This window comes from Changchengzhania lutea (assembly GCF_006974145.1).
Classification (GTDB): Bacteria; Bacteroidota; Bacteroidia; order Flavobacteriales; family Flavobacteriaceae; genus Changchengzhania; species Changchengzhania lutea.
Map to the genome: position 1 here is coordinate 1,130,552 of NZ_CP039456.1, position 21,626 is coordinate 1,152,177.

The following is a 21,626-nucleotide window of genomic DNA, read 5'->3' on the forward strand; positions in this document are numbered from 1 at the left end:
TTTGTACATAAACCGCTTATTATTTATTACTACAAAGCTAATCATTTCCCCAACCATTTCTTTAGTAGAATAGAAAGTACGGGTAAACCCACATAAACCATATAGAGTATTAAAATAACAGTGAGAATAAAGGTCCTTAAAGGAATAGGAAGCACAATTAACCAATTTTTAAATAGCTCAAAAATGAGTGCTGTACAAGCGTAAATAGGTAACCGTGCAATAATATAAATGTCTTTATTGTTAATATAACTAATTATGTTTCATACAAAAACGACCATTTTCAAAATAAATTATCATTTACTGTAACAGTCATCTTTCCACTATGTCTAAATTATAAAGCAAGTATATTATTAACAAAAAATAAACTTTATGATTCACAAAACACAATCAAAATTACTTACGGTCATATTATTCTGTATGACTTCAATTACTATTAACGCTCAAACAATTAAAACAAAAAAGATGACACAAGAACAACAGAATGTATTAAACGCAATCGAAAAAATGACAGGAGCCTTTCAAAATAAAGATATTGATGGCGTTATGGCTTGTTATGAAAAAAACGCAGTAGTTGTATTCGAGCCTGAATCACCTATTTCAGATACAACCGTTTTGCGAGAAATGTTTCAAGGTATGTCAATGATCAATCCTGTATTCACTTATAGTGGACACGAAGTGTTTATAACAGGAAATATCGCAACTCATATTGCACCTTGGAAAATGACAGGAAAAGCACCAGACGGAACTGTAATCAAACAAAGTGGATTATCAGTTGCCGTTTTAAGAAAACAAGAAGACGGAAAGTGGCTAATGATATTAGACAATCCTCACGGTCAATTCTTAATGAACAATTAAGATAATTCTGATAACATTTTGCCTTTACAAAGGCAAAATGTTATTTTTAAACAAAACACGAAATGGCTAACAAATTATTTGACTTCACAACTACAGACACTATTTTGATAGAAAAATCTCTTACAGGAAATAAGGAAGCATTGGAAAATTTGATTAAAAAACATCAAGATTGGATTTATAATATTGCTTTGACTTTTGTTGGTGACAAAGATGAAGCAGCAGATTTGACACAAGAAGTTCTAATAAAAATTGTTACAAAATTAGATTCGTTCAAACAAAAAAGCAGTTTTAAAACTTGGGTATATCGCATTGTAAAAAACCATTTTTTGAATATGAAAAGAGGGAAATACGAAATCAATGCTCCAACATTTGAACAATTCGGACAAGGACTTGACCAATTACCAAGCGAATCACTTTCTGACTATTCTTATGAAGTTGAAAATAAACTTTTAGTAAAAGAAGCCAAAATCAGTTGTATGAAAGGAATGCTACTATGTCTTGACCGAGAACAACGAATGATTTATATCATTGGAGAATTATTTGAATTCAAGGACACTATTGGAAGTGATATAATGGAAATTTCAAAAGGAAATTTCAGAGTAAAACTACATAGAGCAAAAAAGCAATTATATAATTTTATGGACAATAAATGTGGTCTTATAAACAAAAGTAATCCTTGTAGGTGTTCAAGAAAAACTGCGGGGTTTATAAAAATGGGCTTTGTAGACCCAGTAAACTTACATTTTCAGAAAAAAACGATTGCCAGTATCAATAAAGTAATCGACAAGAAAGTAGAAACTTATAAAGGAGAAGTAATATCAGAATATCAAAAATTGTTTCAAGAACATCCATTTGTACAAAGTCCAGATAAATTGAAATCAATTAAAAAATTACTCTCATCTGAAGCAATAAAAGAAACCTTTAATTTCGACTAAAATAAAGCGCGAAAGCCTAGCAAAGTATAAGTAATGGCTAAGAAAGTGCAAGCCCCAAAGTCTGTGCTTTTTTGTGTTTTTGTGCTAACCAAAAAGTAAGTGCTTATAATCTCACTGCTTTTCATATACTTAACTTGTGTAAACCATGTGCCTTAACGAACATTAGTAAAATAGACGCCTAATTAAGACTTAAAAATATTTAAATCGAACTAATTACAGTGGTGAATAAACTATATAATGACAGAATCTGAAATTTTATTTAATAAAATAATCAATGAAATCCCGAGATGAGTTAAAGGGAAAATGTTTGGTGCTGAATGCATAAAATCTACTAATGGAAAAACCACGGCATTTTTTTGGAAAGAAAATATGGTTTTTAAACTTGACGAAAAAAGCAAAGAAAGCGCAATGAGAATTAAAGGAGCAGAAATAGGTTCGCACCTTTATGCGCCTGAAAAAAAAAATGAAAGGTTGGATTTCAATCCCAAATAATCATTCAGATAAATGGATTGAATTTACTGAAAAGGCACTTGAATATGTAAGCGGACTGAAATAATAACGAAAACCGTATAAAATTAATTACTAGTGGAGGCTACTCACAAAAATCCTAGCGGATTTTCTATTTGGTTTGTATTTGCTAAATTAGAAGCTTAAACAACTCAACTAATCTTAAAGAAACACGTTGTGCGTAATGCTCATACTAGCTACAAAATAATAATGGCAGAATTATTTAAAAATATTTACAACGAAGATTTTTTTGACAAATTCATTAAATCAGTTCAAGAAGTCATTTCAGACTTTAATAGAGAATCATTTTTAAATAGCATTTATGACAATGAATGGAATGACAGAGAATTAAAACAAAGGATGAGACATATAACTCATACTCTTAAAAGCCACTTATCGAATGATTTTAATGAAAATGCGGAAACAATATTAAATTTAATTCCTGTATTGGAGAATAACGGATTTAAACCAGATAACTTGGAATTCATATTTTTCCCTGACTTTATAGAAGTTTATGGATTAGATAATTACAACACTTCTGCTAACGCATTTGAAACCATCACTCAATTTGTCAGTTGTGAATTTGCGGTTAGACCTTTTATCATTAATAATCAAAAAGCAATGTTGAAGCAGATGTTTGATTGGTCTAATCACAAACATCCAATGGTTAGGCGACTTGCTACGGAAGGTTGTCGACCAAGACTTCCTTGGGCAATGGCAATACCATCTTTAAAAGAGAATCCAGAACCGATAATTCCTATTCTTGAAAATTTAAAAAATGATGTTTCGGAATCTGTAAGAAGAAGTGTAGCAAATAATCTTAATGATATTTCTAAAGACAATCCAACAAGAGTAATTAACCTTGTTAAAAGTTGGAAAGGTAAAACAAAAGAAACTGACTCATTAACCAAACACGCTTGTAGGACGCTTTTGAAACAAGGAAATTTAGAAGTAATGAAATTATTTGGTTTTGGAGCAATTGATAAAATCAAAATAACAGAATTTAAAATTATCACGCCAATTGTTAAAATTGGTGGTAATTTAGAATTCGCGTTTAATATTGTAAACACAAGTAACAAAAAATCAAAAATCCGATTAGAATATGGCCTTTATTATCAAAAAGCAAATGGCTCTTTATCGAAAAAAGTATTTAAAATAAGCGAAAAAGATTACTCTTTACAATCGATAACAAAAATTAATAGAAAGCAATCCTTTAAAATAATTACAACTCGAAAATTCCATACAGGGAAACACCAAGTATCTATTATAATAAACGGAACAGAATTTGAAAAAAGGGATTTTGAACTAAATGAATAAAGACAAACTTAAGACGTATAAAATTAATTGCAAGTACAAGCCTACTTACGAATCCCGAAGCGTCGGGACTCGCGGATTTTCTTCTATTCGGTTTGTATAAGAAAGACCTAAATTATATCTCAAAAAAAGCATCCCATCTTTTAACTGCGTATATTTTTTAGGGAAGGCCACAATTCTGAACTGTAACGGTCACCATTTTAATGTGTCTAAATTAGACAAACACTTAAAATAGATTTAAAATGGAGAAAAAAATGTTAGAAAAAAACTTTGACGTACAAAGTATCGGAATCAATGCAAACCACAGAGATGTATTTGAATTTGTTGCTAAACCAGAAAACTTGCCCTTATGGACAAAAGCCTTCACAAAAGCAGATACTAAATCTGCAATAATGGTTACCCCCAATGGTGAGTTGAGCATTGAAATGGAAACAGTAATCTCTAAAGATATGGGAACTGTCGATTGGGTTATGAAGATGCCAGATGGAAGTATCGGAAAGGCATTTTCAAGAGTTTCAGAAAACGGCAATGCAGCTATTTATTCATTTATTTTATTAGCACCACCTGTGCCTTTAGAACAATTGGAAGGGGCATTATCAGCCCAGAAACTATTGTTAGCAGATGAATTAGTAAATTTGAAGAATTTGCTCGAAACAAAGTAAAAAACGGCCAAGTTCAGACTTAAATCTTTACTTGGTCATTGAAAAAAGCGGAAATGAAAAGTATGTTTGAAGCTAACAATATTAAGGAAGAAGATAATATCCTTATCAACCAGGCTTTGAAAGGCGATAAAGTCGCCCTAGAAAATCTAATTAAAAAACATCAAAATTGGATCTATAATGTTGCTCTAGCCATGGTAAGCGACCATAATGATGCTGCCGATATTACACAAGAGGTATTAATAAAATGTATTACAAAATTAGGGACTTTTAAAAACGAAAGTAACTTTAGAACTTGGTTGTATCGTATTGTCAAAAATCATTTCCTGAATATGAAAAGAGGGAAGTATGAAACCAAACCAATGTCTTTTGACGAATTCGGAGAAGGACTAGATACCATACCCAATGAATCTTTATCAAATTATATTTATAAAATAGATAAGAATATTCTTATTGAGGAAGCTAAAATAAGTTGCATGAAAGGGATGCTCCTATGCCTTGATAGGGAACAACGCTTCATTTATATAATTGGCGAACTTTTTGAATTTTCAGATACAATCGGAAGCACGGTAATGGAAATTACCAAAGCAAATTTCAGGGTAAAACTTCATAGAGCGAAACAGCAACTTTATAATTTTATGAATGACAAATGTGGATTGGTGAACAAAAAAAATCCGTGTAGATGTGCCAGAAAAACCACTGGGTTTATTGAAAAGGGCTATGTTGACCCCATAAATCTTCATTTTCAAAAAGAAAGAATTACAACTATTGGGAAGGTGGCAAACAAAAAGGCAAATGCTTATGACAATGAAGTGATCAATGATTACCAACAGCTATTTCATAATCACCCTTTTGTGCAAAGTCCGGACAATTTAAAATCAATTAAAAAGTTGTTATCATCAAAATCGATTAAGGATACTTTTAATTTAGACTAAAACACACTTTAAAGTTGAGTATATCAATAAAATAATTATGGTCACTCATCGTACAATATATCCTTGATTCTATTTACACGCTTTATGAGATAGTCCTCTTACGAAAATCCTCGCGGATTTTCTTCTATTCGGTTTGTATAAGAAAGACCTAAACTATACCTCAAAAAAAGCATCCCACCTTTTAACTGCATGTAAGTATGAGCTTGGTTCGGAATAACCTAAAATATGTGCAATATCTTGTGTTTTCATTTGCTTTCCTTTTGCCAAGTAATAAGAAAGTTCTCTTTTAACATCATCTGAAATTTTTCTAAATGACAGTCCTTCTTCCGTAAGTTTTCTTTGAATTGTTCGGTCACTTAACGGAAATTGTTTTGAAATTTGTTCAAACGTTGGGAGTTCAGGACAACACATATTCAAAATCATATTTCTTACTTGTAAGGAAAAATTCTTGTAACCTATCTTTTCACTATTTATCATCATTAAAAATTTTGGCAATAAGTACTCGATCTCTTTTACACGCTTTCTGTTAATTTCAGTACCTAGAACTTTATTCCTCAAAATAATTAAATGTGAATTTCCTTTTTGGATATTTGAATTTAACAATGAGGAGTATTCATCAACGTCAGAATATGGTAATTGAAGCAGGGGATAATCATCATCAATTAACATCAATTTCAGCTCTCGATAGATAAAGCAAAAGGCAGTATCTAAAGTATGTTTTTTTAATATTTCATCTTCTAAAGTACAATCTAAACGCAATGTGTAGTATTCTACATTTTGAGAAATAACTAGAGATACAAGAGGAAAGGTTGAGTCAAGATAATTTTGCAATAATATAACTGCTTGCTCTATACTTGAGGCATTTAGAGATAGCTCTGCGATGAGGCCTAAAGCTTTTATATTAAGATAACTGCCATAATACAATCCAAAATATGGATTGTTTATCTTGTGTATAAGAACTTCTAATATTTCTAAATATTCCGAATCACTAACCCAATTATTTGAATTACAAACATCAAGCTCTCTTTCAATCAAATATTGTCTTAAAGTAAACTCATCAAAACCTTGACTAGTACCATAAAAAAATAGATTTGCAATATGCGGTGCTAAAATTCTCATTTATTTAAACGTAAAGATTGGCGTAAAATATCAATAAAACAAGTTTTATTCAATCTAATTTTACACCATACAACAATCTAATTAATAAAACAGAAATATGAATACATCACAAAAAGCGACAAAGTTAAATGCTATAACTACCCTTATATCAGGTGTTGGAATTTTAGTTTTTCAAAAACAATTAATGAATGTTTTTGAAATAACAAGTAGTATTCCTTTTCTTATAGTTGGCGGAGTAATTACTTTTTTTTCATTAACAATGTTTTTTGAAATAAAAAAACAAAGAGCATTAGCCATTTTGTGGATAATTGTTCAAGACACCTTATTCGTTTTGGTAAGTATTTATATACTTATTACACGACCTTTTGAGATTTCAGACACAGGATATCTATTAGTTGAACTGTTTATAATTCCCATTGTTTTTTTTATTATTTACCAATCCATTGGTTTGTCAAAACTAGATTCAATAAAGGGTTCTAATAAAAAATTCATGTCCTTTCAAAGAAAAGTAAAAGCGAGTAAAACTGATGTATGGAACATCATCTCAGACATTGAGAACTATCATAAAGTAGCTTCTAACATTGATAATGTGAAAATTATTTCAGGCGAGGGAGAAGGAATGATTCGTTCTTGTTCCCACGGTAAAGATAGTTGGTCTGAAACGTGTATTCTATGGGAAAACGAAAAACAATATTCTTTTTTAATCGATACCAAAGCACCTGATTACCCATATCCTTTTAAAACCTTGAAAGGAATTTGGAAGGTTGATGAAATTGGAACTAGTAATTCTGAAATTACCATGGAATTTGAATTTGAATATTCGAAGAAAATTCATAACATAATATTGCATCCACTATTGAAATTAAAGTTTACCAAAGTTTGTTTAGAAATAATGGACAATTGGCAATCAATATTGGAAACAAAAGTACGAAAGCACAACAAAGATGTATAAAAGCAATACAATATGGGTAATGGTTCCCATTTCGAACACGATGAAAAACACTTTGCTAACCTCGAACTTGACTTTGTGGAAAAACGTATTTGCCGTAGCTTATTTGTGATGTGAGCAGATACTGCAAGTGCGTGAGAAATCTTTCCCCATCTGAGATTTTTTATGACCACATTTGAGACGTTCAAAACCCTCATTCCATTTAATCCAAACCAAATATTCTTTACAATCTTCACCGGTTTTGAACCAATCAGAACTCCAGGAGGTTCTGACCCTTGAAAATATTCATAATATACCGATATTCATTGATTTTAAAGATATGAGGTTAAATACTGACCTTAATTTTAAATTAGTTTTCCAAATCCTTTATATATACCATAAATTGCACCATGCTTTAAAAATGGTGTTCCAAAGGATGCAAAAAATAAATTATGGTTTTTGTAATGTGATTTTTAGCTTAATCCACTCCATAAAATCAATATAGTCCAATACATTGTTAGAAATCTGCTCTTTCTCTAAACTTTGGTGAAGTATGGCAAAAGAATTTACTAACTCCTTTTTATTGGTAATATCAATGCTATTAGATAAAAATTTTAAAAGCAACTTCTCGTAAGCTTCTATTACTTTTTGTTTCTTCAAATAGCGCCGCATGGCATCAACATAATAGCGCAATACAAAGACGTTTTTTAATTCAAAATGGATTAACAAATTCAACCAATACGTATAAGTAATCAAGTCCGAACGATGATATTTTTCTTTTCCATTTAAAATAATATTGACCCATTTTAATGAAGCCTTGTAGTCAGTATTTAAAAAAAATAAATGAGAAAATTGAAATCTAAATGAAAGTAGATAATTTTTGGGGACCTTGCTATAATGCAAGTTTATATAAGCACATATTTCGTCAATAAGTCCAATCCCTTTAATCAAATCGTTTTGAGTTCTATAAATTTCTATTTCAATATTATATGCGCGCAAAATTTCTTTAATCAATGAAGCCGATTGATTTTTAATTTTTGTTGTAAAAACTTTTAGTTTGTTAAGTGTTTCAATAGCAATATCAAATTGATTCCTAAAAGTTAAATAGGCTAAATAGGTGTTAACAATAGAGCAATAAGTAGTAGCATATTCCGATTTTAGGTCAGGTTTGTCTTCCCAAATCTCAATGAGTTTTAGTAAACGGTGATGTTCATCATCGGAGTTTCCATTTCTAATGGCCTTTTGATATTGATGCAACTCATAAAGAGTATAATGATGTATGTTTTCTACATTCTTAAAAGATATTGAGAACTGCTCTGGATTTATATTGGCTAGTATCAAATCGGTATAATCAATACTAATAGATAATAGTTCTTTTTGCCTTTCAGTAAGACGCTTAATAGTTTCCCAATCTTGAGGAAATAAACTTTGATGTATTTTCCGTTTCCAATCAATTATCTGAATATGCAACGTATTTAATTGAAATTGAATCGCTTTTTTTTCGGCACGCTGTAATTCACTCTGGCAAATTTCATATAAACCTTTGTTATAAAGAATCTCCACATTTCTTAAAATGTCAATAAGTTCAGACTGAACAGATAGTTGTGAATGATAATTACGTAATGAGTTTAAAATTTTATGCTTTAAATAATTCTTTATGGTCGTAAACTGTTTAATAAAAGCTCTGTTCTTAAACTTGGCCTTAATCTGTACCTCATCATATAAGTCCTGTTTATCAATAGCATCAAAAACCAATAAGAATCGAGAAGAACCGTTTGCCTGATTTTTTAAATTAAAATAACGCTTTTCACTTTTAGTTAAAGATTTTATCAAATAAAAAAGCTCTTCATTTTTTTTCATTCGTTCTACGTATATTAGAATCCTATGTTTTTGTAAAAATAGAACAATAATAATATACTTTTAAAACTAAATTTGAAAACTGTTTAATCACAAAAAATAATAATATGTCAAATGCAATTAATTGGTTCGAGCTACCAAGTACAAATTTTGAGAGAGCTGTAAAATTTTATAGCAAAGTTTTAGGTTCTGAATTACAACCCATGGAAATGGATTTTAAAATGGCTTTTTTACCACATTCAGAGGGTGGTGTTGGAGGCTGTATCACGCACGGTAATGGCAACAAGCCTTCTAAAGAAGGGTCTTTTGTTTATCTTAATGGAGGTGATGATTTAAGCAAACCTTTAAGCAAAGTTGAAAAAGCAGGTGGCGAGGTGGTAATGGCAAAAACAGCTATAGGAGAAAACGGCTTTATGGCTGTGTTTTTAGATACCGAAGGCAACAGAGTGGCATTTCATTCTATGGGATGAAAAATCAAGAAGCTCACTCAAGTGAGCTTTTTTCATCTATCCAGTAACTTTCTCTAACTCAAGTTCAAGTTCTTTCTTCCGCTTTTTTTGGTAATTCAATTCAGGGTCAGAGATGTCCTTTACATGTGCTTTATCATTATCGTTTACTGTCCGATGATTAACAGACCAAGCAGCCATTTCAATCATTATGGGCATTAAATCTATGCCAGCCTTAGTTAAGGTGTAAATATTTTTTTGTTTGTGGTTTGGGTCGTCGGTTTTAACGACAATACCAGACTCTTCTAATTTATTCAATCTATCGGCTAAAATATTAGTAGCAATCCCTTCTTCAGAGCTTAACAATTCTCTAAAATAGCGTTTACCAACAAACATTAAATCTCTTATTATCAATAAAGTCCATTTATCACCAAATACTTCAAGATATTGATTTACTGGACAATCAGATTTTAATTCTTTCATTATGTGATTTTATTTTAAAAGCAGTTGCAGAATAAAATTAGTTTTATATATTTGTAACTAATTGCAATATGCAACCAGTTGCAAATATACAAATAATGTACTAAAAAATAATAAATTATGAAAAATCAAAAGAAGATTATAATTAATACAGATCAGTCTGAACCTTATAAAGGTTTAAGCGATAATTGGGATAATACTTTAAATAAACTAAAAAAATATCTCAACACTAGTAAATCAAAAAATTAAAATCTATCTAAAAAATAAGAAAATGAACTATCAAAACAATCAATTAATAAAATCAAGTCAAGAAAAAGCATTTAATGCTGTATTGAGTCATATTCCGCTATGGTGGGGCAAAATAGACAATATTAATCTTCAAAAAGTCGGCGATCAATTCTCAATATTCTTTGAGGAAAACACAGTTTGGAAGTTTGAAATAACCAAAATAAGTCCTAATAAAGAGATTAGATGGAAATGTATTGAAGCATACCATATTATTACAGGTCTTGATGATATTGAAACCGAGTGGCTAAATACCGAGCTTATTTGGAAATTCTCTGAATCGGATACCAAAAATCAAATCCTTTTGTCTTTCGAACACAAAGGACTTTCACCTCAATTAAACTGCTATGAGGCTTGTAATAATGGCTGGAATTATTTTGTAGGAAGCTTGAAGTTATTACTCGAAACTGGCAAAGGAACTCCAAATATTGTTGAATAAAAATAATTTTAAAAAAAGCAACAAAATGAACACAAAATTAGACACCCTATTAAAGCCGTATGACTATCACGATATACTTTTATAATCGACAGAGAATCTGCTGTCATAGGGAAATTGGCCTTTTTAAGGAAAATATTGGGCTATCCAGCAATGAAATATAATATTATGAACAATCAATTATTAACAAACAAAACAGCACTAAAAAGGCTACCATCTCAATCTGAAACCTCCAATTTATTAGTTTTTGCAGCTTCAAATATGGCAAGTTACATGACAGGCACAATTTTTAATAATTCTGGAGGGCATATTTTAGAGTAATACATTAGAAGCCTATGTTTTTTATAACTTAGATTTAAATAATAGCATGGTGTGATATAATTTAGCTTACAAATTAATGACCCGTTTTTGTCTCCTTTCATAGAAGTTGAATCGTCTATTACAAAACGGGAAATGTAAAATGCGCCTTTTAATGAATTTTATTAAGTCTTAATAACAAAAAAACATCATAATCAAAACTATATCAGATAATGAATGCAATAAAAAAAACAGGTGATAAACTAAACTCATTTGCTATAAAGTGGGCAGAGTTTGTTGTGAAATACAAATGGGGAGTTCTTTTATTTTCCATTTTAATGGCGGTGGGGATTGCTTCCCAAGGTAAAATGGAGTTCGACGCCGATTATCATGTCTTTTTTAGTGAGGACAACCCTGAATTGCTTGCCTTTGATGGACTTCAGGAGAAATACACAAAAGATGATAGTGCCTTAATAGTACTTACCCCAAACAATGGTAGTGTATTTACAAAGGAAAATCTGTCCGCTATTGAGGAATTAACTGCTGAAGCATGGAAAACACCATTTTCTTCAAGGATTGATGCCATAACCAATTTTCAGCATACCAAAGCGGACAACGACGATTTATATGTAGAGGACCTTTCCTATGAAACCTCCAGTAAATCAGTTGCCGATATCCAAAGAATTAGGGAAATTGCTCTTAAAGAACCCTTATTGGTAAATAGGTTGGTTAATGAAGAAGGAACTGTTACGGCTATTAATGTCACGGTAAAATTCCCGAACAAAAGCTTGGATGAAAACCCGATGACGGTTACTTTTCTAAAGGATATTATTGCCAAGTTCAAAGAAAAACATCCCCAGTTCGATGTGCATCTTTCTGGAATTATCATGATGAATGATGCCTTCTTTACCTCTTCCCAAAAAGACTTGATGTTCACGCTTTTTATGTTGGCGGCCATTGTTCTTTTGATAATAGTGTTGACACGAAGTATCTACAGTACCGTTGTTACCTTTTTCATCATCTTGTTTTCGATAACTACGGCAATAGGCTTCATGGGTATAGCGGGTATCAAATTAGCTCCCTCTTCATCCACATTCCCTACAATTATCTTGACTTTGGCAGTTGCGGATAGCATACATATTCTTGTAACCTTTCTACATAATATCCGAAAGAAAGGCATGAATAAGAAGGATGCACTTGTAGAAAGTTTAAGGCTCAATTTTATGCCGGTTTTTATAACTAGCATAACAACAATGATAGGTTTTTTATCAATGAATTTTGGCGATGTGCCCCCATTTGCGGATTTAGGGAATATTGTGTCTGTTGGTGTATTTGCAGCATTCGTCTATTCGTTAACGTTTCTGCCAGCGTTTCTGGCAATCATGCCCATAAAAGTCAAGGAAATTACCGTTGTAAAAGAAAGAGGGATTGACAGGTGGTTGTCAAATTTAGGCAGGTTTGTTACGGAAAGACCAAAACAATTGACCCTTATTTCCTTGGCTATAATAGGTGGGTTTACTGCCTTATCATTTAAAAATGAATTTGATGACGAGTTTATCAAATACTTTGATGAAACGGTAGATTTTAGAACCAATAGTGAATATATAAGTCAGAATCTTACCGGAATATACAATGTAGAATATTCAATAGGTTCAGGTGAGAGCGGAGGAATGAATAATCCGCAATACCTCAAAAAGCTGGAGGAGTTTGAAGAATGGTTCAAAAAACAACCCGAAGTAGTTCATGTGAATGCTTTTACCGAAGTGGCCAGAAGGGTCAACAAATCGATGCACGGTGATGATTTGGCTTATTATAAGGTTCCCAATGATAGGCAAGAAGCTGCGCAATATCTCTTATTGTATGAAATGTCCTTGCCTTTCGGACTGGATTTGAACAACCAAATCAACGTTGACAAATCCGAAACAAGGGTCACGGTTACGACCCAAAACATGAAAAGCTCGAAACTTATCGAGTTGTCGGAACGTGGCGAGAATTGGTTAAAAGAAAACGCACCAGAGCATATGCATGCCTTGGGTACTAGCACTACATTAATGTTTTCAAGGTTGGGAATTCGACAAGCAAAAAGTATGCTTAAAGGGAATATAGTAGCACTCATTTTAATATCGTTGATTCTAATGATAGCCCTCAGGAATTTCAAAATAGGCCTTATCAGCATCATCCCGAACTTAGCCCCCGTATTTGTAGGCTTTGGTCTATGGGCTTTGTACAAAGGTCAAATAAACACAGGTATGGTAATCGTCTTTGGAATGACCTTGGGGATTATTGTGGACGACACGGTACATTTTGTTTCAAAATTTCTGAGGGCAAGGCGCGAGTTGGGTTATGATTCAAAACAAGCTGTTATCTATGCCTTTCAGACCGTTGGAAAAGCATTAGTTATAACTACCATAGTTTTATTGGCGGGGTTTATCATCCTGTCCCAATCCACCTTTGCCCTTAATAGCTATATGGCGCGTATTACTACCATGATTATTCTAGGAGCCATAATAATTGATTTTATTTTGCTGCCTTCCCTATTGATTTTGGTCAGTAAGGACGATAAAAAGATAAAAGCAAAAAATTAAGAAGTATAATCTAAAATTTAAATAAAATGAAAAGAGCGGTAATACTATTTACATTAATGGCCTTTAACTTTTCGGTCATCTCGCAAACACCCGAGCAAAAAGGTTTGGAAATAGCTAAGGCCGCAGATTTGGCAGACCAAGGTTTTGGTAGTTCTACTGTGAATCTAAAAATGATTCTCAAAAATAAGAATGGTCAAACAAGCGAACGGGAAATAACCAATAAAACGCTTGAACTGATAGAGGATGGGGATAAGTCACTCGTTGCTTTTCAGACACCTAAAGATGTGAAAGGTACGGCGACGCTTACTTTTACCCACAAAGTAGGTAGTGATGACCAATGGCTGTATCTACCTTCCATAAAAAGGGTAAAGCGGATTTCTTCCAGTAATAAGTCTGGACCTTTTATGGGAAGCGAATTCGCTTTTGAAGACCTTTCGTCCAATGAGGTGGAGAAATATACCTATAAATTCATCGAAGATAATGACGGATTGCTTTTAGTCGAGCAGAATCCTTTGAACCCAAAGTCTGGATACTCAAAAAGATTGGTATGGTACAATGGGTCTAAAGGTTATCGAATTGAAAAAATCGAGTTCTATGACCGGAAAGATGCCTTATTGAAAACCTTGGTTTATAGTGATTACAAACAATATAAAAACAAATTCTGGAGGGCTGGTGAAATGGTCATGAGCAATCATTTGAGCAATAAGGAAACTACGCTTCTTTTTTCTGGTTACAATTTTGGATTAGAGCTTTCAGACGAAGATTTCACTGAAAATGCGCTTATAAGGGTTGGTGGTTAGTTGGTTTTAGTTAGTACTTAGATTAATAGCAACTCTAAAATTGGGAACCCATCTTTTTGGGTTCTCAATTTTACTTTAATTCTTTAAAATAAATGATTAATAATAAATATAGCATTGTTGTAATACTATGCTTTTTTTTGGCATGGGAAGGATTATCTCAAGAGGACAAACAAGTGGTTCAAGATTTTCAAGTCGAACTTGAAGCCGAATACCGATATTTTGCAGAAACTCCATCTTTTGATAGTCAAAAAGACCATTTTCCTTCATTTGCTATACGACCTGAATATTCAGCAACATGGAACAATGGCTATGAGGCGCTAAACTTTCAAGGTTTCTTTAGATTGGATGTTGATGAAGAACGCACCCACTGGGATATAAGGGAGCTATACTATCAAAAGACAAAGAATAATTGGGATTTAAGTATAGGGTTTAAGAAAATATATTGGGGTGTAACCGAAAGTAATCATTTGGTCGATGTTATCAATCAAACGGATGCAGTAGAAAGTTTTGATGGAGAGAAAAAGTTAGGACAGCCTATGGTCCAGTTTTCTCTAAACACAAAAAATATTGGCTCTTTCGATTTCTTTTACCTGCCCTATCACAGAAAAAGAGTTTTCCCAGATAAAAAATCCAGATTACGGTTTCCTATGGTCATTGATAAAAAAGATTTAGGCTATGAAAGCGGTGCGGAGGAATGGCATCAGGATTTTGCCATTCGCTGGAAACACTATTTCGGAATTTTTGATATTGGATTATCCCATTTTTATGGAACCGGAAGAGAACCACTTTTTACATTCCTTGAATCGGGCAATATAAATGCCTTCTATCCAATAATTAATCAAACTGGGTTGGAGCTTCAAATTACCCATGATGCCTTTTTATGGAAACTGGAATCTATTTATAGAAAGGCTAATACACAGGATTTTTTGGCCGTTACAGCTGGTCTTGAATACACTTTTGGGAACATCAAAAGTTCAGGAATTGATTTGGGTATACTTGGAGAATACCTCTATGATGAAAGAGACGAATTAGCATTGAGCGGTCTCCAGAACGATGTGTTCTTAGGCAGCAGGATAGCTTTTAATGATGTGCAAAGCACACAGATTCTTGTGGGAGGAATTTTTGATTTGGGAAAAAGTAGTAGAATATTCAGTTTGGAAGCTTCGAGAAGGCTAAGCGAAAGTTGGAAAATGGAAGTTGAGGGAAGGTTTTTCAATTCAATTGATAATAGGGAACTTATTCTCCTAAACTTTCAGAATGATAGTTTTCTCCGTCTTACGCTTTTTAAATATTTTTAAATGAAATGACATGAGTTACTTTAAAAATGATTTCTTCACATTTTTTGAAGAATTAGAGAAAAACAATAACAAGGAATGGTTTCATGCTAACAAATCAAGGTACAATCAATTTGTAAAAATACCTTTCGAGAATTTTACTTCCGAATTTATTTTTGAAATTCAAAATCGTGATGCAACACTCAAGATAGAGGCAAAAGAGTGTATTTTAAGAATTAACAAAGACATTCGGTTTTCTAAAGATAAGTCACCGTACAACCTCCACGTCACGGCATTTATTTCTAATGGTGGTAGAAAAGACAAAACCATTCCAGGACTATACATTCGTCTTTCTAGAGAGATGACAGGTATTATGGGTGGATGCTACAACCCTAATAAAGAGCAATTGCACAATCTGAGAAATGCTATTTTTAGGAATAAAGTTGAGTTTAACAACATTATTAAAAATTCAACTTTCACCAATAAATTTGGAGAGCTTAAGGGTGAGGAAATGAAAAGAGTTCCTAAAGAATGGGTGCCAAAAGTAGAAGAAGTTCCACTACTAATTAAAAAACAGTTTTATGTAGCATCAGAGTTAAACCCTCAAAGAATGTTACAAGATAATTTTATGGACAGTGTACTTGAACATTGGGAAGCTCTTAACCCATTCAACGCTTTTTTATTAAAGAATTTAAACTAAAGGACTATGGCGTATTCAGATTTTTTAATTGACCGTGTAGAAAGAGTTTTTAAGCAAAAAAAAATAAATGCAGAAGGCAAAAAGTTTATGGGTGGCTATTGTTTCTTTTTAGATGACAAAATGTGTATTGGTTTAGATGTCGATAAAAAAACAGGAAAAGATCGGCTTATGGCAAGAATTGGCGAAAATGTAATTGAGGAAGCCCTAAAACGAAAAGGGTGTATGCCAATGGATATTACTGGCCGACCCATGAAAGGATTTGTGTTCGTTGCTCCTGAAGGTTTCGATCTAGATAGAGATTTAGAGTATTGGATACAATTAGCAATTAATTTTAATCCGTTGGCTAAAAGTAGTAAGCGTAAAAAGTAAAGCTAAATAATAATTGAAAGAAATTGAAGAAATATTTAAGCATTTTGATAGTAATATCGAAGATTTAGAAACTAATGTTGAAGATGTTCTGCTAAAAGCCGAAAAAGGCATAAAAATTACAAAGGATACACTTCTAGCAATGAGAAGTCTTGTCCTAGAGAAAAACTTCAAAACAAAGGAAGTAGAAATACATTTTTTCAAAAACTCAAAGCCCCAAATTTACAGTAAGCTCATTTACTATGTAAAGCTTTTCAATATTGAAAGTAAAAGGCCAAGAGGTAGTAAAAAATCACAGGCCAAATACCTAAACAATCATATCGATAGGCTTCAGACATTTTTTAATGACAATTTAGAGTTTTATCACTATTTTAGAAGAGGAGCCACCACCTTTGATAAGCAGTATTTTTTAAGAGGACAAGCAGATATTAGATTACATTCTGATGCTTTCCACTTTTTCACTGATGAGCAATTTTCTACAAGTCATGATAGCACGGTAGTATGTGTCTTGAAGTGTGTTTTTGAAAATTCCTGAAAACGTTTGGCGGTTTTCCTCTTGAACCTGATGGTGATGAATGAATCCATTTTTTTCGCTTTTTTGAAGATTTGACGTAAATCCATCCCTGTTTACAGGCTGTTTGGCGGCATTTGACGCAAATTGATAAAATTCGAAAAAGAATAAAATTATAATTAATTGAAAATCAATTATTTATAAACTAAAAGGATAATGTAACGCGGCTCTGCCCGTTACCCTCTTGCTATTCCTTTTCGTTCGCCACAGGCGAACAAAAATTTCATACAATCTGGCTAAAAAGCCAATTGCCTTGTAGGAATTCGAGAATTCCTACATGTAAATTATAGATGGATACAGCTATCAGCGAAAGTTAAAAATGGGATAACTATATGAATTTATGTGTGCTGAATTTCAGCGAAATAAAGATACGCTTTTTTCTCGACTTGAAATTAATTGCATATAAAAACACCTCCAAAAATTTAGAGGTGCTTGACTATAAAGTTTAGAAAATTAAATGTTGAATACGTATTTATAGGAATATAAATTTCGTAATGCTTCTTCCTCTATCATCGTTTCAAAACAGGTATAATTTTCCCTTACGTATTTGCGAATATCATCGCCAAATTTTCGTTCCACATCCTTCTTGGAATTTTCTAAAAGACGGTTTTGAGCCTCTTCGCTCAAGTCTGTAAAATTGAGATATACCATAGCTTTAGATTTTAGTATTCGCTTGGTAACATCAGCGTATCATTTACAAAAAACAACCGCAATTCATCGAGCGGAAAATCGGTTGCACGATAGTTCTTTTTGATTCATATTAAACATTATTTAAAAGTACTTGGTAGTAAAGGGGATGCTTCTCTCTGTAGTAAGCTAAATGACTCTCTGCACTTTCAATAGTGTAATTTTCACTACTTAATTGATAATGTTCTTCTGCTTCTTGCAATGAAATGCTGGGTTTTACAGTTAATTGTTTCATAATATTATATTTATTAGTTAAACAATATTTGAGCAATACCTAAACTGAAGCTAAAATCACAGCTCAAAAGGAAACGGAATAAATAAGCGTTGGTGCAGTGCGTTGGCTTTATGCCGTAGTCTTTTGATGGAAGTATTTTACGAGTTTAAATGCGGTTATATTGTATGATAATAAACTCCCCCTTACGAAGAAGTAAGGCTATGATTTACCCGAAATTTATTATTCTGATAGTAAATTCATAAGGATTAAAACCAAATATAGTCATTTGATATCAATACAAATGTTGCCCTGAAATTAGCAAAATGTTGTACCTATGTGGGTCGATTAAGGAACGACTTCCCAATTCTACTTTTACTCTTGGAAGTACATACTCTTTATATTCTGTCACATAAGGATATTCCACTAAAATTGATACTGGATCTTGATCTCCATCTCCCAAATTTTCAAAACCAAAAGTAACGTCTTCAAAACCATATTTTTTAAATGCTTCTTGTAATGCTTTGTAAAAGGTTGTAGTAACATATTCAAAAGACTTCGCTCTTAATTTCCTTACTTGTGTTTTACTAATAAGCCCTGAGTCGAAGCCTAGATATTCTCTGCTTAGTGCTAAATCAATATCTTCTGAAAATCTTTCGATTAAGTCCCATGCTTTGCTTAATGATGTACCACCTTTAAAGAGCAAGTGGTCTTTCACATCCATTTGAAAAATGATGTTCAATGTTTGTACTACCCACCAATCTTTTTCAACAGCAAAATCTGGAATTCCTTTTTGACTTCCAATAGCCTCAAATATTTCTTTTTTTTGACTGGGTTTTAACTTGTAAAAATCTATTACTCCCATTATAGTGCTTTTGCCATGATTTCTGCAATCCATTGTGGTGCCAATGCTATATCATGTTTTAAATCTTTAATATCCTCTTTTTTCAATAAACTTATGATTTTTTCTTCTTCCTGTAAAGTTAGTTTGTCTTTTCCAATATCGCGAAGAGCTTGTACAACAAGTCTTCCCACTTCACTCTTTAACGCTAGATTTTTTGGAGTTGTTCTTCTAAATTGTATGGTTCTATTACCTACCTTGATTGTTCTCGCCTTACCATCTGTATAATAAACTAACTTTAATGGTATTTGGGTTGACATACCCAGAGCATATTGCGCATAACTACCCGAAGGTAATAATTTAGCCTTATCTCTTTTAGCAATCGCTAAAGCAACTTCTTCTGCAGAAGGTAATATTTCCTGATTTAGCAATTCACTTACTTTTGGTTTGGCATATATACCATGAGAGACCCTAGACAGTACTTTCCTTTTTTCTAACCTATGCAGGGTTGTATGTATAGCACTTTGACTACCTATATCGCCAAAATCATCAGCAAAAAAAATAGTTCCTTCTTTTGCCTTGCTTATCCTGTTTTCAATTTGATCATCTATGCTCATAATTGTAATTGAACGGTAAATATAAAAAAAATGTAAGATATAGAGTAACTATTTCTTGCATGTTTTTTACGAATATCTTACAAATCATATAAAAATAGCTCAACTTATTCCGAATTAATTGCATATGATTTACTTATATAGCTAAGATAAACACAATATGAAAAATTAAACTACAAATACGTTTTTGAATTAAAAAAATGTATATCAAAAGGAGAAAAATTAAAACAAGTTTCAAATACCATCAATTGGTTACAAAAGAAATTATGACCTAAAAAACAGCAAAATGTTGTACCTGTGTTATTTGAAAGGAGAAAAAATAAGGTTTTTAAACAAAAAAAAGTCGAAGATTTCTCTTCGGCTTTTGTACGGGTGGGGAGACTCGAACTCCCACACCGTAAGGCATTAGATCCTAAGCCTAACGTGTCTACCAATTCCACCACACCCGCTTTAACAATATTTTAACGTTTTTTATTTCACTCCAATATCAATTTTAGTTTTTCCATGTCCTGACTTACCTTTTTTTCCACTACTCTAGCGTAGATTTGGGTTGTTGCCAGCTTTGTATGACCCAAAAGTTTTGAAACGGTTTCTATTGGCACACCATTACTTAAAGTTACAGTTGTGGCAAAGGTGTGACGCGCCATATGAAAAGTAAGGTTCTTCTTGATACCGCAAAGGTCTGCTATTTCCTTTAGGTAGCTATTCAATTTTTGATTGGACAATTTAGGTAGAAGATTATCATTATTAGAAGTTCTAAAATCATTTTTATACTTATCGATTAAGATACTAGCCTTAGGAAGTAAAGGTATTTTAAAAGGTGTTCCTGTCTTTGTCCTCTTCGCCGATATCCAAGAAAGACCATCTATTCCCTTTACTATATTCACGGCTGTCAATCGAACGATATCACTATAAGAAATACCTGTATAGCAACTAAAAACAAATAAATCCTTAACAACTACCAGACGTTCAATCTTGGAGGATAAATTCTCAATATTTTGTAATTCCTCGCCAATAAGAAATTCTCGTTCTTTCTTTTCAATCTTTATTTTAAAATTGACAAATGGATCTCTATCAATCCATTCCATCTGATAGGCAAGAGTAACCATTCTACGTAATCGTTTAATATGTTTCATAGCCGTATTATTCCCAATTTTAGATTGGCCACTCTTTGGAATATAGGAGCGCAGAAAATCTTCAAAACTTATTACAAAACTATAATCAAGTTCAGAGAGAAGAATATCAGTAACTTTATATTCCTTTAAAATATACTCTACCATATACCTTTGACTGGTCTTATATTGACCCATAGTATTTTTATGCAACTTGTGCTGCATCTTTTCATTATGATAGTCAATAAGATTTTGAAAAGAAAAACGCGTTCTGTCCTCGCCTAAAAATTTAGCTTTGACCATTTGAGAAGTAAAAGGCATTTCTTGCCTTTTGAAATCTTCGTAAATCCGATATACCTTTGATTGTACTTCGTTCAAATAGAGGTTTAAAATACGGGAATCTTTACCAGTTCCCTTTGCTCTCTGTAGTTTTTCGTCCCAAGTGTCAACATTGATTTTCTTTTTGAGACTGATGTTGACACGTTGACCGTTTAGGGTAACCCTAATATAAATATTCGCTTTGTTGTTTACGGCACGTTTGCCGTATATCCAAAATAGGATAGAAAATGTTGAAGAAGTTCGCATACTTGTCGTCTTTAATGGTTAAACATTAGTTAGACGAAAGTCAAATCAACTAGCCTGAGCTATCAAGATACATCATTCTGTCAACATAAATAATGAAAAATAAAAGATGTTGACGATTTGTGACCTTTTAGAATCAAATAGAACCAAATTCTATGATTGCCCTAAAAAGATAAAACCTTGTAAATCATATGATTTACAAGGTTTTGAGGGTTTTTGTTAACCCTTTT

General features: G+C 32.4%; 25 protein-coding genes, 1 tRNA gene and 2 pseudogenes. 16 read left to right on the forward strand and 12 right to left on the reverse strand.

What is annotated here, in order from left to right; translation table 11 throughout:
• The first annotated feature begins 369 nt into the window (after window positions 1-369).
• The 6 genes from FAF07_RS05325 to FAF07_RS05350 all read left to right on the forward strand — a co-directional run bounded on the left by FAF07_RS05325 (window position 370) and on the right by FAF07_RS05350 (window position 5,205).
• Complete coding sequence (locus FAF07_RS05325; protein WP_142784127.1) at window positions 370-855, forward strand: YybH family protein; 486 nt, start codon at window positions 370-372, stop codon at window positions 853-855.
• 62 nt (window positions 856-917) lie between these two features.
• The gene (locus FAF07_RS05330) at window positions 918-1,790 is read left to right on the forward strand and encodes an RNA polymerase sigma factor (protein WP_142784128.1); all 873 of its coding nucleotides are present in this window, start codon (window positions 918-920) and stop codon (window positions 1,788-1,790) included.
• 303 nt (window positions 1,791-2,093) lie between these two features.
• The gene (locus FAF07_RS05335) at window positions 2,094-2,282 is read left to right on the forward strand and encodes a hypothetical protein (protein ID WP_142784129.1); all 189 of its coding nucleotides are present in this window, start codon (window positions 2,094-2,096) and stop codon (window positions 2,280-2,282) included.
• Window positions 2,283-2,507: 225 nt separating this feature from the next.
• Window positions 2,508-3,614 (forward strand): DNA alkylation repair protein, encoded by a 1,107-nt coding sequence (locus FAF07_RS05340; protein ID WP_142784130.1) that lies wholly within the window; start codon window positions 2,508-2,510, stop codon window positions 3,612-3,614.
• Between the two features lie 239 nt (window positions 3,615-3,853).
• Entirely contained in the window at window positions 3,854-4,273 is a 420-nt protein-coding gene (locus FAF07_RS05345) for a hypothetical protein (protein ID WP_221930770.1), read from the forward strand.
• A gap of 53 nt (window positions 4,274-4,326) precedes the next feature.
• Window positions 4,327-5,205, forward strand: a complete 879-nt coding sequence (locus FAF07_RS05350; RefSeq protein WP_142784131.1) for an RNA polymerase sigma factor — start codon at window positions 4,327-4,329, stop codon at window positions 5,203-5,205.
• Between the two features lie 153 nt (window positions 5,206-5,358).
• Here the strand turns inward: FAF07_RS05350 and FAF07_RS05355 are convergent, their stop codons facing one another.
• Window positions 5,359-6,324 (reverse strand): AraC family transcriptional regulator, encoded by a 966-nt coding sequence (locus FAF07_RS05355; protein ID WP_142784132.1) that lies wholly within the window; start codon window positions 6,322-6,324, stop codon window positions 5,359-5,361.
• Between the two features lie 97 nt (window positions 6,325-6,421).
• Between FAF07_RS05355 and FAF07_RS19145 the strand changes: the two genes are divergently transcribed.
• Window positions 6,422-7,276 (forward strand): type II toxin-antitoxin system RatA family toxin, encoded by an 855-nt coding sequence (locus FAF07_RS19145; RefSeq protein WP_142784133.1) that lies wholly within the window; start codon window positions 6,422-6,424, stop codon window positions 7,274-7,276.
• Window positions 7,277-7,291: 15 nt separating this feature from the next.
• On the opposite strand, the pseudogene FAF07_RS18800 reads toward FAF07_RS19145, so the two are convergent.
• Together FAF07_RS18800 and FAF07_RS05365 are read right to left on the reverse strand one after the other, a co-directional pair.
• Window positions 7,292-7,562: pseudogene (locus tag FAF07_RS18800) on the reverse strand (IS1595 family transposase); the annotation flags it as partial.
• A 140-nt stretch (window positions 7,563-7,702) separates the two neighbouring features.
• Window positions 7,703-9,112 carry a hypothetical protein gene (locus tag FAF07_RS05365; RefSeq protein WP_142784134.1) on the reverse strand — a complete coding sequence of 470 codons (1,410 nt, stop codon included), beginning with the start codon at window positions 9,110-9,112 and terminating at the stop codon, window positions 7,703-7,705.
• 104 nt (window positions 9,113-9,216) lie between these two features.
• Between FAF07_RS05365 and FAF07_RS05370 the strand changes: the two genes are divergently transcribed.
• On the forward strand, window positions 9,217-9,579 hold the full coding sequence (locus tag FAF07_RS05370) for a VOC family protein (RefSeq protein ID WP_142784135.1): 363 nt from the start codon (window positions 9,217-9,219) through the stop codon (window positions 9,577-9,579).
• 36 nt (window positions 9,580-9,615) lie between these two features.
• Here the strand turns inward: FAF07_RS05370 and FAF07_RS05375 are convergent, their stop codons facing one another.
• A complete protein-coding gene (locus FAF07_RS05375) occupies window positions 9,616-10,038 on the reverse strand; it encodes a winged helix-turn-helix transcriptional regulator (protein WP_221930771.1) in 423 nt (140 codons plus the stop codon).
• A 268-nt stretch (window positions 10,039-10,306) separates the two neighbouring features.
• Here FAF07_RS05375 and FAF07_RS05380 point away from each other — a divergent pair, with 268 nt between their 5' ends.
• The 8 genes from FAF07_RS05380 (at window position 10,307) to FAF07_RS18805 (ending at window position 17,313) form a co-directional block, all read left to right on the forward strand.
• The gene (locus FAF07_RS05380; protein WP_142784137.1) at window positions 10,307-10,759 is read left to right on the forward strand and encodes an SRPBCC family protein; all 453 of its coding nucleotides are present in this window, start codon (window positions 10,307-10,309) and stop codon (window positions 10,757-10,759) included.
• A 165-nt stretch (window positions 10,760-10,924) separates the two neighbouring features.
• A complete protein-coding gene (locus FAF07_RS18490) occupies window positions 10,925-11,077 on the forward strand; it encodes a hypothetical protein (RefSeq protein ID WP_185956524.1) in 153 nt (50 codons plus the stop codon).
• 209 nt (window positions 11,078-11,286) lie between these two features.
• Entirely contained in the window at window positions 11,287-13,638 is a 2,352-nt protein-coding gene (locus FAF07_RS05385) for an efflux RND transporter permease subunit (RefSeq protein WP_142784138.1), read from the forward strand.
• Between the two features lie 26 nt (window positions 13,639-13,664).
• The gene (locus FAF07_RS05390; protein ID WP_142784139.1) at window positions 13,665-14,438 is read left to right on the forward strand and encodes an outer membrane lipoprotein-sorting protein; all 774 of its coding nucleotides are present in this window, start codon (window positions 13,665-13,667) and stop codon (window positions 14,436-14,438) included.
• Window positions 14,439-14,530: 92 nt separating this feature from the next.
• Window positions 14,531-15,736, forward strand: coding sequence for a hypothetical protein (locus tag FAF07_RS05395; RefSeq protein ID WP_142784140.1), 1,206 nt, complete (start codon window positions 14,531-14,533; stop codon window positions 15,734-15,736).
• Between the two features lie 10 nt (window positions 15,737-15,746).
• A complete protein-coding gene (locus FAF07_RS05400; protein ID WP_142784141.1) occupies window positions 15,747-16,412 on the forward strand; it encodes a DUF2461 domain-containing protein in 666 nt (221 codons plus the stop codon).
• A 6-nt stretch (window positions 16,413-16,418) separates the two neighbouring features.
• Window positions 16,419-16,781 carry a TfoX/Sxy family protein gene (locus FAF07_RS05405; RefSeq protein ID WP_142784142.1) on the forward strand — a complete coding sequence of 121 codons (363 nt, stop codon included), beginning with the start codon at window positions 16,419-16,421 and terminating at the stop codon, window positions 16,779-16,781.
• Window positions 16,782-16,920: 139 nt separating this feature from the next.
• Window positions 16,921-17,313 (forward strand): RteC domain-containing protein, encoded by a 393-nt coding sequence (locus FAF07_RS18805; RefSeq protein ID WP_394344971.1) that lies wholly within the window; start codon window positions 16,921-16,923, stop codon window positions 17,311-17,313.
• Here FAF07_RS18805 and FAF07_RS19150 read toward each other — a convergent pair.
• The 8 genes and pseudogenes from FAF07_RS19150 to FAF07_RS05435 all read right to left on the reverse strand — a co-directional run.
• Window positions 17,268-17,363: pseudogene (locus FAF07_RS19150) on the reverse strand (BfmA/BtgA family mobilization protein); the annotation flags it as partial. The gene FAF07_RS18805 and the pseudogene FAF07_RS19150 overlap by 46 nt on opposite strands.
• 439 nt (window positions 17,364-17,802) lie before the next feature.
• A complete protein-coding gene (locus FAF07_RS05415) occupies window positions 17,803-18,000 on the reverse strand; it encodes a hypothetical protein (RefSeq protein ID WP_142784144.1) in 198 nt (65 codons plus the stop codon).
• A gap of 11 nt (window positions 18,001-18,011) precedes the next feature.
• Window positions 18,012-18,062 (reverse strand): hypothetical protein, encoded by a 51-nt coding sequence (locus FAF07_RS19055; protein WP_394344972.1) that lies wholly within the window; start codon window positions 18,060-18,062, stop codon window positions 18,012-18,014.
• Window positions 18,063-18,109: 47 nt separating this feature from the next.
• Window positions 18,110-18,271, reverse strand: coding sequence for a hypothetical protein (locus FAF07_RS18495; RefSeq protein WP_185956525.1), 162 nt, complete (start codon window positions 18,269-18,271; stop codon window positions 18,110-18,112).
• Window positions 18,272-18,542: 271 nt separating this feature from the next.
• Window positions 18,543-19,112: a nucleotidyl transferase AbiEii/AbiGii toxin family protein gene (locus FAF07_RS05420; RefSeq protein WP_185956526.1), complete on the reverse strand. Its 570-nt coding sequence runs from the start codon at window positions 19,110-19,112 to the stop codon at window positions 18,543-18,545.
• Entirely contained in the window at window positions 19,112-19,705 is a 594-nt protein-coding gene (locus tag FAF07_RS05425) for a DUF6088 family protein (protein ID WP_142784146.1), read from the reverse strand. Before FAF07_RS05425 ends, FAF07_RS05420 begins: the two co-directional genes overlap by 1 nt.
• 364 nt (window positions 19,706-20,069) lie before the next feature.
• Window positions 20,070-20,151 (reverse strand) — tRNA-Leu (locus FAF07_RS05430).
• Between the two features lie 27 nt (window positions 20,152-20,178).
• Window positions 20,179-21,399 (reverse strand): site-specific integrase, encoded by a 1,221-nt coding sequence (locus FAF07_RS05435; RefSeq protein WP_142784147.1) that lies wholly within the window; start codon window positions 21,397-21,399, stop codon window positions 20,179-20,181.
• Between the last annotated feature and the right edge of the window lie 227 nt (window positions 21,400-21,626).